Genomic DNA, 13,125 nt, shown 5'->3' with positions numbered 1-13,125 from the left:
CCGCCTACCGCATCGCCGACTGGATGGCCTGCGTGAGGTAGGCAGGGCACTCGAACATGCCGCCGCTCTGGATCAGCTCGGCGACGTCGTGGGCGAACTCGCCCTTGCCGATGTACCGCTTGGTGCTGCGCAGCTTGCGGTAGAACACCTCCGCCGGGTTCGTGCTCGCCGTGAGCGTGTTCCAGAACCTGCCCGACCTGGGCTTCTGGCGCTTGAACGCGGTCTCCAGCAGCGAGCCGTTCACCGTGAACGGGTTCATCAGGTCGGCCTCGAGCGTGAACTCGGCTGCGAACACGGCGAGGACCGAGTCGGCGCCCAGCTGGGTGGCGATCTCTTCCAGCCGATCCTTGCGGCTGAGTGTGGCCGCCGGCTCGTCCCGCGTCTCCGGCTCGTCGGCCTCGTCGTCGAGGTCGTCCTGGTCGACCTCATCGTCGACGTCGGGGTCGCCGTCGGTGATGACCACCAGCCGGTCGACGAGCCGGACCCCGTTGACCTGCTGCAGAAGGAGCTTAAGGTACGGGCCGAAGTCGACACTGCCGATGCTGATGATCGACACGGCCCGGAATTCGCGGCACTTCGCCCCGTAGTTGGCCGCCGTCTTGTCGAGGACGCAGTGGCGTGCGAGCGGCGGCAGGATGACGGCCTCGGAGACGCCCTCCACGAGGACCGCGCGCCGGGTGAACAGCAGCTCGGCGCGGCTCACGTCGAGGTACTGGTCGATCTTGCGGCGTTCCTCATCGGTCAGGTCGATGTCGCACAGGGCGATCGCGGCCGTGCCGCGCTGAATCCCCGTCGGTGTCACCTCCGCCTCGGTGGCCGAGAGCTCCTCGGTGGCCTTCTGGGTGGTCGGGGTTTCCTGGGTGCGCAGGACCACGATGTTGCGGATGCCCACTGCACTGGCCAGGTTCGGTGAGTGGGTCGTGGCGATCACTTGGATGCGGCCCGCCGGGCCGTCGGTGTCGTCGCGCAGCGACTTGACGGCCTGCTCCTGGAGGTAGTCCAGCAGCACGGCTTGCAGCTGCGGGTGGAGGTGGGCCTCCGGCTCCTCCACGAGGAAGAGCGTGAGCTCGGCGTCCTGGGCGTTGCGCAGCTCGATGATGACCGACGCCATGTAGAGCAGGTTGGCGTAGCCGAGGCCCGAGTCCTCGATGTCGGCGAGGTCGACGCCGTGCTCGGCCATCTTTAGGCGCAGGCCACGAGCGAGCCGTTGCAGCCGGACGTCGCGGAAGCTCAGACCGATCACCTGCCCCCGGACCGGGTCGGTGAGGTCGCTGACGTGCTCCTGCAACCGCTTCTGGGTGCCGGTGATGACGTTGTGCTCTTCGAGCTTGCGCAACCCGTCGATCGCCTGGTCGAGGAAGTCCGTACGGTCGGCCTCGCTCGTCAGGTACTTGATGATGAGCGCCATGCGGTTGCCGGTGGCGGAGTCCAGCTCACGCTTGGCGTCGCGCAGCGGTGCCAGGTAGACGTGCCGGATCTGGTCGCGTTTCTCGGGTTCGGCGTCGGACCCGGCGGCTCGGCCAGCCAGGTTCTCCACCTTGGACCGGCGGGGTACGTCCATGTCCGGCCGGAACCTGGTCGTGTAGTACGCCTTGTTCGTCGCGATGTCGAGCGCGCCGATGTACTGGCCCTGCTGGAACCGCGTCAGGCCGTCGAACACGCCCAGGATATCGATCGGGCCGTCCGCGCCGGTGGAGATGTCGTCCGTCTCCAGGTAGCGGACCCGTCGCCCGCTCAGCGGCGTGGTCAGCAGCCGCATCGCGTCGATGACGTTGGACTTGCCGGAGTTGTTGTCGCCGACGAGCAGCGTCAGGCCGGGCTGGAGCTTGATCTCGACGTCGCGACACGAGCGGAAGTTCGTGAGCCGCAGGCCGGCGAGATACATGCCTCTTCCCGTGGTCGGCGCGCTGAGCGTGGTCAGTGCTGTGGACATGCTGGTGGGAGCTCCCCGCCTGAAATGTGACACTTTTTGCATAAGTGCCAGATACGTGCAATGCGGAAGAAGGGCAGCGCATCGCTGACCCGTCGCGCTTTGCACTGGCCCGCTGCGGGGTAAGCGGCCAGCGCGGATTCGCGAAGAGGCGTGCATGGTCCCGGTTGTTCTCGATCGAGGACAGCCGGCCGCAAGCCGAAGGGCGCTGCCGGAACGAGTTGGCCCGTCCCAGACGGCGATCAGATGCACAAGACGCTCGCACCAGGCACTCGTGGGTGCTTGTGGCACAGAAGGGCGAGGTCGACGAGGTGACGATGAGTCATTCGCCGGCTGGCGGGAACGTCAAGCGCCTGACGGAAAAAGCGCACGCCGATGGCACGAATCCGCTTGGTCATCTAGGCTGCGGGAGCCCCGTCGGACCGAGGTGGCTGAAACATCTCGGTACTGCGGGGCATTCTCGTTACCGAGAAGGTCACGTTTCGTGTCGGCGTTGTCGACGCGGGCGGCTCGGCGCCCGGCAGGTTCTACGTGGTCGTGGTCAAGTCGGTCCCCCAAGGCCCCCCGGCCGAGTTGCTCCGCGCGGTCGAACCGCCGACTGGGCGCGAACGTGACGCCCAGCGGTCGAGGGTAGGTCAACCCGAGTCCTTCGCGCAAATCGCGATACGCGACGACGCGACAACCCGGGCACCAAAGAAGCGGTGGCAGCCAGATAAGCGCCAACTTCGACATGTCTGTGTCTTCATGACACAGATACCATCGTGACGAGTTCTCAAGATCCCCGTTAGGGTGTGCATGTGGGAAATGGGCCGGTCGTCACGCAATGAGTGACACGCACATCCAACCGAACACCCCTGACGCCACCGCGTCCGCCGAGGGTGAAGACGCTTGGCCGAAGAGCGTCACGAAGGTCATCGCCGGTCAGGTGAAGTACTGGCGCGACAAGCGCAACATGAGCGCCAATGATCTCGCCCGCCGGACCGCGGAGCTCGGCTCGGAAGTACCCCGATCGGTCATCGCCAACCTGGAGACCGGGCGACGCGAGTCGGTCAGCGTCGACGAGCTTCTGATCCTCGGCGCCGCGCTCGACGTGCCACCGCTACTCCTGCTGACCCCCGTCGGCCGGATCACCACGATGCGGATCCTGCCCGGCCTCGACGCGCCCCCCTGGCTCAGCCGCGGTTGGATCATCGGCGCCCGACTCATCGACTACGCGGACTCTTCGCTCCAGAAATGGCGCGAGGGGCGGCGCGCCGTGGTGCTGTACGACGTGCACCGGACCCTCGTCCAGCAATACGCCGAGGTCCAGACGCGGATACGGCGCATCGCCGCCGACCAGGCGCACACGGCGCCCGGCACCAGCGGCGAGCAGGCCGGCAGGCAGCAGCGCTACCTCCAGGTCCTGGTCAATGATCTTGCACGCTGCCTGCACGTCCTCCGTACGCACCGACGGACAATCGAGCAGGAGGGATTCCTCGTCCCCGACCTCCCTCCAGCCCTAACGACACTTCTGCGGGAGGTCGAGATCCCGGAAGATCCAGCCGCGGACGACTGGGGCGTCGCGCTGGCCGACCAGTCAGCCGCCGAGGAACTCCTGTTGATCATGAGACAGGCCCAGTTGGGCCGAACCTCAGACAATCCATAATCGAGGCGGAGTGCACGTTCGCCGCCCGCAACCCGGCTCACTCACGTTTCTCGGGCCAAAATGAAGCGCGGTGAGTTGACTGATCCGAATGTGCCACGGCCGGCGACGAGCACCTCAGGCAAGCGCCTGACGAGGCAACCCGGGGCGGCGCAGCACATGGAAATCGCCTGCCCCGACGTCGCGCCGCGGCACCAGCCACGAACATGCAAGATCCAGACAGACCGAACCGCAGCAGCGCATCGCGGTGCCGACCAGCCTGAAGCCCTCCGAAACAGCGGATCACTTTCGGAACACTTCAGGTCCACAGTGGACAGATGACAAGAGACGGCTAACCTGCGTTTCCGCAGGTCAACCGCCTCTTGATGTTGCGCGCCCGAAGGGACTCGAACCCCTAACCTTCTGATCCGTAGTCCTCCATTAGTCAGACGCAGCTCGCAGCCTTGATCAGCACTTCCGCCGCTGCCCGATTACGACGCATTTCGTGGATTCCTCCATCCACTTTGGACGGCAGCGCTCAAGACACGTCACACGCCGGCCAAACGGCCCAGACATCCTATGTCTCTACACGGTGCTCGAGCGGCAGCTGCGCGAGCAGGACCCCGAGGGCCGGCTGATGGTGCTCAGCTGCGGCGCGGCCCTGCACCACGCGCTCGTGGCGCTGGCCGCCGAGGGCAGGACGGCCGAGGTGGAGCGCCCGGCGGGAGAGCCCCTGGCGGTCGTGCGGGCCGCCGGAAGGTCCCGGCCGACCCGCACGACATGCACCGGCTGCAGCTGCTGCGGGTCCGGCGCACCGACCGGCGGGCCGTCACCGACGAGCCGGTCGCGCCCGCGGCCCTGGAGGCCCTCGCTGCCGGCGCCCGCCGCGGCGGGGCCCGCCTGCACGTGCTCGACCGCGACCAGGTGCTGCGGCTCGCGGTGATGATCGAGCACGCGGGCGAGGCCGAGCGCCGCGACGAGCGGATGCGGGACGAGACCAGGGCGTGGGCCGGCGGCGAGCGGGCGGTCGGCACCGGCGTCCCGGCCACCGCCCTGCCCGCCCAGAACCCGCGGACCACGATGGCCGAGCGCGACTTCGGCGTGCCGGGCACCCTGGCCGCCGGCGAGGGCCACGACAACGCCGCGAACTACGCCGTCCTGTACGGCGAGGGCGACGAACGCCCCGACTGGCTCGCGGCCGGCGAGGCCCTGGGCGAGCTCTGGCTCCACCGCGACCGCCCGCGGCGCCGCGGTCCTGCCGCTGAGCAGCCCGGTCGAGCTGGACTTCACCCGGATGGCGCTGCGCCGGATGCTGGGCGACGTCGGGTGGCCGTACCTGGTGCTGCGCCTCGGCGTAGCCGACCCGGACCACGCTGGGCCGCCGCACGCCCCCCGCCTGCCCGCGACCGAGGTCATCACAGTCGCTGGGTAGCCGCCCATCCCGGTGTGCGCGCCGGGGAACCCGCCAGGTTCCCGGCGTCTCCGGCGATTCGGCTCAGTGGACGATGAGCACCGGGCAGTCGGCGCGCATGAGCTGCTGGCCGACCGAGCCCAGCAGCAGCGTCAGGCCGTTTCTGTACGTATTCGCCAGAACACGGATGGAGCTGGTGTTGCCGGTGCCGCCGCCAGCGATGACGGTCGTGCATACAGGAGGATTACGGTGCCGCTGGCACCGTCCGTGGCGCGCCGGGCCGCAAGCGGAATACGGTTGATGCAGGGCCCGGCGCCCCGAACTCGTACCCACACCCGGCGTTTGAAACATCCGGCTTAAACCTCATGCCACTCATATCGGGCGCGAACCGGCAGGATCGACTTGTATCGATGGTGCTCGCCGAAATCCAGGCGCCTGCAGGCTGGGCCGCGTCGTGACGCGATGTCGTGCGATGCATGCGGCCGGCTAGGCTCCGAGCCGGGTCAGTAGGTGGTGTGCGCATCGGCGGGCGCGCATGACTGTCGCTAGCCAGTCGGCTGGCGTTGCTGGTCGGTGAGCTGCTAGGTCGGCGGCGGCTAGGAGCAGGTTGACGGTGAAGGGTTCGACGATGTCGGCGTCGACGACTCGTTGCATGAGGGCGCGTTGGTGGCACGCGTCCGGGGCGGCGAAGGCCAGGGTGACAAGGTCGCGTCCGGCGAGGTACATGCCGCTGTGGGTAAATCCGGTCAGTGCAAGCTGCTGCGACGGTTGCCGAATGATGGTGCGGGGGACCAGGTTGCCGTGCGCGAAGGTCCGGTCGACGTCGCATCGGTCTAGGAGCGTCTGCAGCCGTGCGGATTCGTCGGCGCAGAGGTGGCCAGCCTGCTGGTGCCTGGCGATCCAAGCGGGATAGTCGATGGTCCATTGGAGGCGATCGGCGGGCGTCGGTTGCCAGGCCGATAGGAGTGCGGCGAGATGGATGACTGCTGTCCATTCGCCGGTTGAGTGCCGCCCGATGCGTCCGGGACGGCGTAGCAGTGGTTTGCCGGCGGGGCGGCTGACGATCAGGGTGCGGTGGTTATGCCAGCGGTGCTCCTCGACCGGTATCGGTAGGTTGCCGTGCTGGAGCGCCTGCGCCACCTGGATCCGGCGGCGGAATCGCCGTTGCGCGCGCGGATCGTCGATCGTCTGCACAATCACGGTGACGGGTTCGTCATGCCAGCGGCCGGGCATGGCGAGCCCCGTGGCCGTATCCCGGACAGGCGGCTCCGAGCCCAGCGCCAGACCGTGTGGAGCACCGATCGGCGTCCACAATGTGTCGTCGCGGTATGGCCGGGTCGCCGGCGGGGTCGCAGCGGGCCGGGTTTTGTTTGCTGGCGGCGCTGATGTACTGCGAGTGGAGTTCCGCAGCCTAGGGAGACACTCGGCAGCAATATGTCGCAGGGTGCTAATTTCGCGTTCGGTCCAGGGCCGCGGGCGTGTGTCGATCGCGCACAGCGCGCCGAGGACGTGTCCGGTGCGGTCCCGGACTGGCACGCCCGCGTAGGCGACAACGCCGAGGTCGCGGATGGCGTCGCTGGTGTGCAGGACCGGATCGCGCCGGGCGTCGGTGATCGTCAGCGCCGCGCCGGAGCCGACGACGTACTGGCAGACGGAGTGGGTCAGCGGGGTCTCCCGCCGCTGCTGCCACGGCTCGGGCAGTCCCGCCGCGCCGGGCAGCACCTGCCGGCTGCGTTCGACGAGCACCAGCAGCGCGACCGGCACCCGCAGCAGTTGGCGGACCCGGTCGACGACCTCGTCGCACCACCGCTGCCGGCGCGGCCCGAGGCCGGTGGCGGCGACGGCGTGGAGCCTGGCCACGTCCCGGACCATCTTGGCGCTGGCCAGAACGTCGATCACCACGCCTCCCGACCGGCCACAACTCGTCGCCGTATTGCGTCACTCTGTTCTATCCGATCGCATGGATGCTGTCATCAGCCGGACAGCCGCCCCACGGTGCACGGGTGCTCATCCGGCGTTCGGTACGCATCACGGCGGCGCAGTACGTCCGCCACGACGAGCTGGGCTGCCCGGAATCCATCAGCCGATCAGGCTAGCGAACCTATCCAGATCGCCATCGCTACCTGTCGATCGGTCAGGAATGGCACCGATCCGCGCCAGCGGTGGACAGCCGGTGGGCAGTGTTGCATGGTCGACGCGACGGCCTGTAGTCACACCGCTGCAGCTCGCGGTGGACAGCCGGTGGGCAGTGTTGCATGGTCGACGCGACGGCCTGTAGTCACACCGCTGCAGCTCGCGGTCGTCGCGGTATGGGCTGGGGTGAGGGGGCGTGGCGATGGGCCACCGGACTGTGCGCCGTGTGCAACATATCCCCGCTGAACCGTGTGGTCCGTGTGTGGCCGGTCGGCGCCAGATCACCGTGACATGACAGACGCCGCCCAAGCCGTGTCCTCGGGCGGTGACCGGCTGCACCGTCCGCAGCTCCGTTACAAGCCTTGGGCGCAACGTTCCCAACAGGACTCGAGGATGGAGCGATACGACTTCGACGCGAATCGGGGTGGCCTGCGGATGCCAGTAGCTCGCTGCACGACTGAGACTATGCGCTGTTCAATCTCGTGGTTGGGCTGTTCGGCGGCGCGCTCGCAGGCTTCGGTGGGCGATTTGCGCTGGCGGAACGACGGCGACAAACGTCCGTTACAGCGATCGCCACAGACAATGCCCTGAACCGCCAGCTGCACGATGCCGGACCCGTCGCGATGCGGAAGGCTTTCGCTGCGGTGCTCCTGGCGGCGCTGCCGGTCCTTACGGTCATCGCCTACGGTGCACTCTTGATCAGCATGCACGTCGGTCGACTCATTCTGTCAAAGCCGGCACCGCAGCTCGACGCGATCTCGGAATGGCGGACAATGCTGCCGATCGCCGGCTTCCTCGCGGTAGTGTTCGACCTGATCTTGGCAGCCTTCGTGTTCCAGTTGGCCACACGGGTGACGCGCGACGAGCGATGATGCGCCGCCACGGCACCGTGATGGTGGGACACCCGGGCAGGTCGTGCGGCCGGTACGTCAGGGCGCCGGTGTCCGGGTCGACCGCCTCCGGGCAGACGAGGAGTTCGACGCGGTCCAGCGCGTCGTGCTCGCCTGCGGCGAGGACGAGCACGACGGCGGAGCTCCGCAGCGCCTGGCACAGCTGCTGCAGCAGCGCCGCCGATCCTAAACCGCCGGTGCGGGGTGTGTCGGCGGGGATCCACCGCCACCGCTGCGGCAGGTTCCAGTGGTGCCCGCCGTGTTCGGTGGCCCAAGCACGCAGATCGGTCGCCGGCCCCGCTGCCGCCCGCCAAGCGGCGACCGGGGCCAGCGGACCGGCCGGGTCACCGACGTCGTCATGGGGCAGATACCCGGCGGCGGAGCGCAGCAGAACCCGCACGTCGCGGTCGTGGACCACAGCACCGGTAGCCACGGATGCGCCGGGCACCGCGTGGAGGTAGTCGCTGCGGTGCGCGACGGCGTGTCCGGCGGCGGACGCCGGCACCCGCAGCACCACGGCCTGTGAGATGGCCTGTGGGATGGCCTGCGGCGCAGGGATCGGAGTGGAATAGCGGGTGGCGACCACGGCGTCGGCCAGGACCGGGTACTGGGTGGGATAGGCGATCTCCCGGTCGGGTTCGTTGACGATCGGCCAGCCGACGATCAGCAGCAACTGCTCGCCGTCGCCGCTGGACAGGTGCCCGTCGTGCAGGGCCGCGGCCAGCCGGGAGCTCCAGATGTCAACGACGTGAGTGCGCAGCAGCTGGTACTCCGCAGCGGCCCACGCCGCCGGCGAGGCGTGACCGGCCGCGGCGGTCAGCGGCGGGACAGGGAGGAGGGACACGTCCCGGACCTCAGCCTCGCCGAGGCGGGCCTCGACGGCGGCGAACATCGCGGTCCGCCCGGCGGTGAGGTCACCGTCGGCGGCGACCGCCCTGCAGCCACGCGTCGAGGGCGTGCCGGGGCAGCTGCGGCTCGTGCAGGATGCGGCGGGCACCACCGCGGATCGCTTCTAGCACGTGCGCCTCCATCAGGGTGGCGCGGTCATGGAGCAAGAGGTCCCTGGCCCGGGCGGCCATGACCCGCAGCCCGGGAGGTCCGGCGGCCTGCCGGGCGACCGCCATCGCGGCAGCGACGCGGCGGCGCAGCCCGTCCCAGGCCGCAGCGACCGCCGACCGGTGCACAGCCAGGAGCCCGCTCAGCAGGTCCGTCATCGGGTCGGTCATCGGGTCGGGCGAGCCGAACGGTGTCTGCCGTGACCAGCGGGCCACATCCAGCCACCCCATGCTCGGAGCGAGGCGCTCGAACTCGGCGACCCACTGCGCGGCGGCGACGGTCAGACCCGCCGCCACGTGCAGTGCACCGGCCGGGCCGCGCACCCATATCTGGTGTGCGCAGGCGCTGCACACGTCATGCTCGCCGAGCACACTGACCTGCTGCACGGGCAGGTCGGCAGGAAGGTGCGCGAGCCCACGGATCACATGCACGCACCGGTGGGTGGCAGTACCAGGCGCGTGCCACTTGCCCTTCGGCGTGACACGAACGAGGTCCACCAGCATGGTGGCGAACGGCTCGAGCGGCGCCCGGCGGCGGCCAGCGCCGCCTCAGTCAGCTGCGGCACGACCGGTGGGTGGAACACCGGCGCGACCCGCGCCGCACCGGTCGTGGCGACACCCATTGGGCCACCATAACCGGCAACCTGCGGCAGACTCCGCACCTGCCGCAGCGCGGATGGGTACGGTCATCCGGCGGATCGACGCCCGCTCGGATAGGCACCGGCTATGCGGTTTCCTGACCGAGGAGAACTCGCCGGATGGAAGCCGTGCACTGCGGCGGCGCGGCGGGCAACGTCGCGCGGGTGCCGCAACGCCACGCGAGCCAGCTCAGGATCTTCGCGCATGGCAGCCGGAAGAACGCTCAGCACGCACCGATCGCCGCGTGCCGCGCCGGCTTCGATCAAGTCGCGTATCCCTCAGCCCCTGAGCACCGTTGGCAGCCCGATGACGTTCAAGATCGCGGGAGTCAGCGGCGATTTGTCCGCCCGATACAACGGGGGACGGAGGTTCTCGTACTACCGTACGAGAGACGGCCGCGATGCGAGACGGTGCGGCGTCGCAAGGCTTCCCGGGGAGGTTGTCGAGGCATGAAACGCGACCGTGCGGCTGATCTACGGTGGGTCTTCCGGCCCGCTCAGCACAGAACACCTGAGGTGCAGCAGCTGGCTGGCATGCAGGTCCATTCAGTGCGGGCCGCTGGCGGCGACGGCGCCAGCGACGTGGTGTTGAGCGACGGGACACGACTGACGGCGGCCCGCAGCGAGATCGTCGCCGAATAGGTCGTGCCACGATCGTCAGGCGGGGGCCGTGCCCCGGACGTGATCCGTTCGGACACTGACGGACTCAACGTCGGCGTCGTGTCAACGCCGGTAGGAGCGCCATACGAGTCGGATCCCGAGGATGCCACCGCCCTCGGGATCGGTGTACGAGGTGACACCGTCGACAGCGTCACCGCAGTTTCCGGCGATCGGGCGATCCCGGCGGGCGGGACGCCGGGTCCGCTGCGGGCTGATCACATGTGCCCGACGGCGCCGAGGCGGCCGACGGCGTACTCGTTGATGAGTGTGTCCAGCGCCTCGCGACGGCGCCGGTACGGCACCAGCGCATGCTCCGGATCGAATCCCATGTACCGACCGAAGTCACGGACCACACTTTCGGCGGCAGCGATCGCGGTGATCGCCGCAGCACCATGCGCGTACGGGTCGCTGTGGTACAGGACCGCGGATGAACCGTCAGCGGCGACGTGTGCGTTGTCGTCCAGCATCCACGACATGCTGTGCGCGATGCTGGAGCCCATCTGGTAGAGCGCCTGGTACTCACCGAACGCGCGTTCGACGAGATCGGCGGTCTTGTCCAGCGGGATGCCACGGTACGTCGACGCGGTGGCCCAGCGAAGCTTTGTCGGCTTGCCGTTCGCCTGTCGAACAACGTCCAGCCCGGCCTGCTCCGCGATGACGACGAGCTTCGCAAGCCACTGTTCGATCTTCGCCACGACGCCCGGCCACCGATCGGTGGGCAACTTCCGCACGGCATTGGTCTCATGAGGAAGCTCTCCAGCAGCGAACTCGCCGCGCTGAGGATGCGCTCTTCGGTGCTGATGGCGTGCTCGAGGAGCGGGTGGAGGCTGGCCGCGGATTCGACAGCAACCCGTGTGGTGGAGGCGGGGGCGTACAGGTTTCGACGTTCCGCTCACGGGTAGCGGCCGGCGTGGCGGGGGGCTGCGTGGCCGCTGCAGGCGTCCGCATGTCCTCGAGCTTGGAGTTGGCATGACCGCGATACAACCACGGCCGGTGCCGGTGTCCAGCCGCATACGGCAGGTCCGGCCGGCGGTCAAAGGCTCCGCGTTGGGGCGGCTGCTGCGCACCACGGACGCGAAACAGATCGGGATCATGTACCTAATCACGTCGTTCGCGTTCTTCCTCGCCGGCGGTGTGATGGCGCTGCTGATGCGTGCCGAGCTGGCCCGGCCCGGGCTGCAGTTCCTGTCCGCCGAGCAGTACAACCAGTTGTTCACCATCCACGGGACGGTGATGCTGCTGTTGTTCGCGACGCCGATCGTGTTCGCGTTCGCCAACTACATCGTGCCGCTGCAGATCGGCGCGCCGGACGTCGCGTTCCCCCGGCTCAACGCCCTCGCCTACTGGTTCTACCTGTTCGGTGGCAGCCTCGTCGTCGCCGGGTTCATCACCCCCAACGGCGCGGCCGACTTCGGCTGGTTCGCCTACGCCCCGCTCAACAGCGTCATCAACACCCCTGGGGTCGGCGCCGACCTGTGGATCCTGGGACTGGTGCTCTCCGGCCTCGGCACGATCCTCGGCGCGGTCAACATGATCACCACCATCCTCACCCTGCGGGCACCCGGCATGACCACGTTCCGGATGCCCATCTTCACCTGGAACATCCTCATCACCGCCGCCATGATCATCATGGTGTTCCCGCTGCTCGCCGCAGCCCTGCTCGTCCTGCTCGCGGACCGGCGGCTCGGCGCGCATGTGTACGACGCCGCGACCGGCGGGCCGATGCTGTGGCAGCACCTGTTCTGGTTCTTCGGCCATCCCGAGGTGTACATCGTGGCGTTGCCGTTCTTCGGCATCATCACCGAGGTCATCCCCGTCTTCAGCCGCAAGCCGGTCTTCGGCTACAAGGGCATGGTCGGCGCGACCATCGCGATCGGGGCGCTGTCGATGAGCGTATGGGCGCACCACATGTTCGGCACCGGGCAGGTGCTGCTGCCGTTCTTCAGCTTCCTCAGCTACCTCATCGCCATCCCGACCGGCATGAAGTTCTTCAACTGGACCGGCACCATGTGGCGCGGGCAGCTGACGTTCGAGACCCCGATGCTGTTCGCCGTCGGGTTCCTCGTCACCTTCCTGCTCGGCGGCCTGTCAGGGGTCCTGCTCGCAAGCCCCCCGATCGACTTCCACGTCACCGACACCTACTTCGTGGTGGCACACTTCCACTACGTGCTGTTCGGCACGATCGTCTTCGCCGTCTACTCCGGCATCTACTTCTGGTTCCCGAAAATGACCGGCCGGATGCTCGACGAACGCCTCGGCCGGGTCCACTTCTGGCTCACGTTCGTCGGGTTTCACCTCACTTTCCTCGTCCAGCACTGGCTCGGCACCGAGGGCATGCCCCGCCGCTACGCCGACTACCTGGCGACCGACGGCTTCACCACCCTCAACACCATCTCCACCATCGGCTCATTCGTCCTCGGCGCCGCCACCCTGCCATTCCTCTACAACGTGTGGATCTCCTACAAGGCCGGCCGGGTCACCGAGCTCGACGACCCCTGGGGTCACGGCAACGCCCTCGAATGGGCGACCAGCTGCCCACCGCCGCTGCGCAACTTCGACCGCATCCCCCGCATCCGCTCCGAACGGCCGGCATTCGACGCGAAATTCCCGCACCTGGCCGCGGGCCGCCAGTCGCAGGGCGGTCCACCGGAGGGCGGCGCCAAACCGTTCACCACCGAGTCCCACAACGGCGCAAGCTACCAGGACCACCGAACCCCGGACCAGATCAGACCCCGCAGAGCACGGCGGAACAAGCGTCCACTCGCGGAAGACCCGTAAGGGGATCAT

At 68.4% G+C, this 13,125-nt stretch carries 9 protein-coding genes; 3 read left to right on the top strand and 6 right to left on the bottom strand.

The features are described 5' to 3' along the window. Positions 1 to 4: 4 nt before the first annotated feature. Complete coding sequence (locus tag ACQP00_RS20670; RefSeq protein WP_433221450.1) at positions 5 to 1,933, bottom strand: ATP-dependent nuclease; 1,929 nt, start codon at positions 1,931 to 1,933, stop codon at positions 5 to 7. 820 nt (positions 1,934 to 2,753) lie between these two features. On the opposite strand from ACQP00_RS20670, the gene ACQP00_RS20665 reads away from it, so the two are divergent. Beyond that, complete coding sequence (locus tag ACQP00_RS20665; protein WP_433221448.1) at positions 2,754 to 3,575, top strand: helix-turn-helix domain-containing protein; 822 nt, start codon at positions 2,754 to 2,756, stop codon at positions 3,573 to 3,575. Positions 3,576 to 4,136: 561 nt separating this feature from the next. Here ACQP00_RS20665 and ACQP00_RS20660 read toward each other — a convergent pair. Continuing rightward, entirely contained in the window at positions 4,137 to 4,841 is a 705-nt protein-coding gene (locus tag ACQP00_RS20660) for a hypothetical protein (protein ID WP_433221446.1), read from the bottom strand. 4 nt (positions 4,842 to 4,845) lie between these two features. Between ACQP00_RS20660 and ACQP00_RS20655 the strand changes: the two genes are divergently transcribed. Continuing rightward, positions 4,846 to 4,983: a hypothetical protein gene (locus ACQP00_RS20655; protein WP_433221444.1), complete on the top strand. Its 138-nt coding sequence runs from the start codon at positions 4,846 to 4,848 to the stop codon at positions 4,981 to 4,983. Positions 4,984 to 5,448: 465 nt separating this feature from the next. On the opposite strand, the gene ACQP00_RS20650 is transcribed toward ACQP00_RS20655, so the two are convergent. The 4 genes from ACQP00_RS20650 to ACQP00_RS20635 all read right to left on the bottom strand — a co-directional run bounded on the left by ACQP00_RS20650 (position 5,449) and on the right by ACQP00_RS20635 (position 11,033). Beyond that, positions 5,449 to 6,861: a GAF domain-containing protein gene (locus ACQP00_RS20650; protein WP_433221442.1), complete on the bottom strand. Its 1,413-nt coding sequence runs from the start codon at positions 6,859 to 6,861 to the stop codon at positions 5,449 to 5,451. A gap of 954 nt (positions 6,862 to 7,815) precedes the next feature. Next, complete coding sequence (locus ACQP00_RS20645; protein WP_433221440.1) at positions 7,816 to 8,877, bottom strand: hypothetical protein; 1,062 nt, start codon at positions 8,875 to 8,877, stop codon at positions 7,816 to 7,818. 22 nt (positions 8,878 to 8,899) lie between these two features. Then, positions 8,900 to 9,472, bottom strand: coding sequence for a hypothetical protein (locus tag ACQP00_RS20640; RefSeq protein WP_433221438.1), 573 nt, complete (start codon positions 9,470 to 9,472; stop codon positions 8,900 to 8,902). Positions 9,473 to 10,553: 1,081 nt separating this feature from the next. After that, positions 10,554 to 11,033 (bottom strand): hypothetical protein, encoded by a 480-nt coding sequence (locus ACQP00_RS20635; RefSeq protein ID WP_433221436.1) that lies wholly within the window; start codon positions 11,031 to 11,033, stop codon positions 10,554 to 10,556. A 274-nt stretch (positions 11,034 to 11,307) separates the two neighbouring features. On the opposite strand from ACQP00_RS20635, the gene ctaD reads away from it, so the two are divergent. Then, complete coding sequence (gene ctaD / locus ACQP00_RS20630) at positions 11,308 to 13,116, top strand: aa3-type cytochrome oxidase subunit I (RefSeq protein WP_433221434.1); 1,809 nt, start codon at positions 11,308 to 11,310, stop codon at positions 13,114 to 13,116. Positions 13,117 to 13,125: the final 9 nt, after the last annotated feature.

The sequence above is a fragment of the Dactylosporangium sp. CS-047395 genome, from assembly GCF_050942185.1.
In the GTDB taxonomy this organism is placed as follows: domain Bacteria; phylum Actinomycetota; class Actinomycetes; order Mycobacteriales; family Micromonosporaceae; genus Dactylosporangium.
This window is presented reverse-complemented; position numbering and strand designations above follow the sequence as displayed.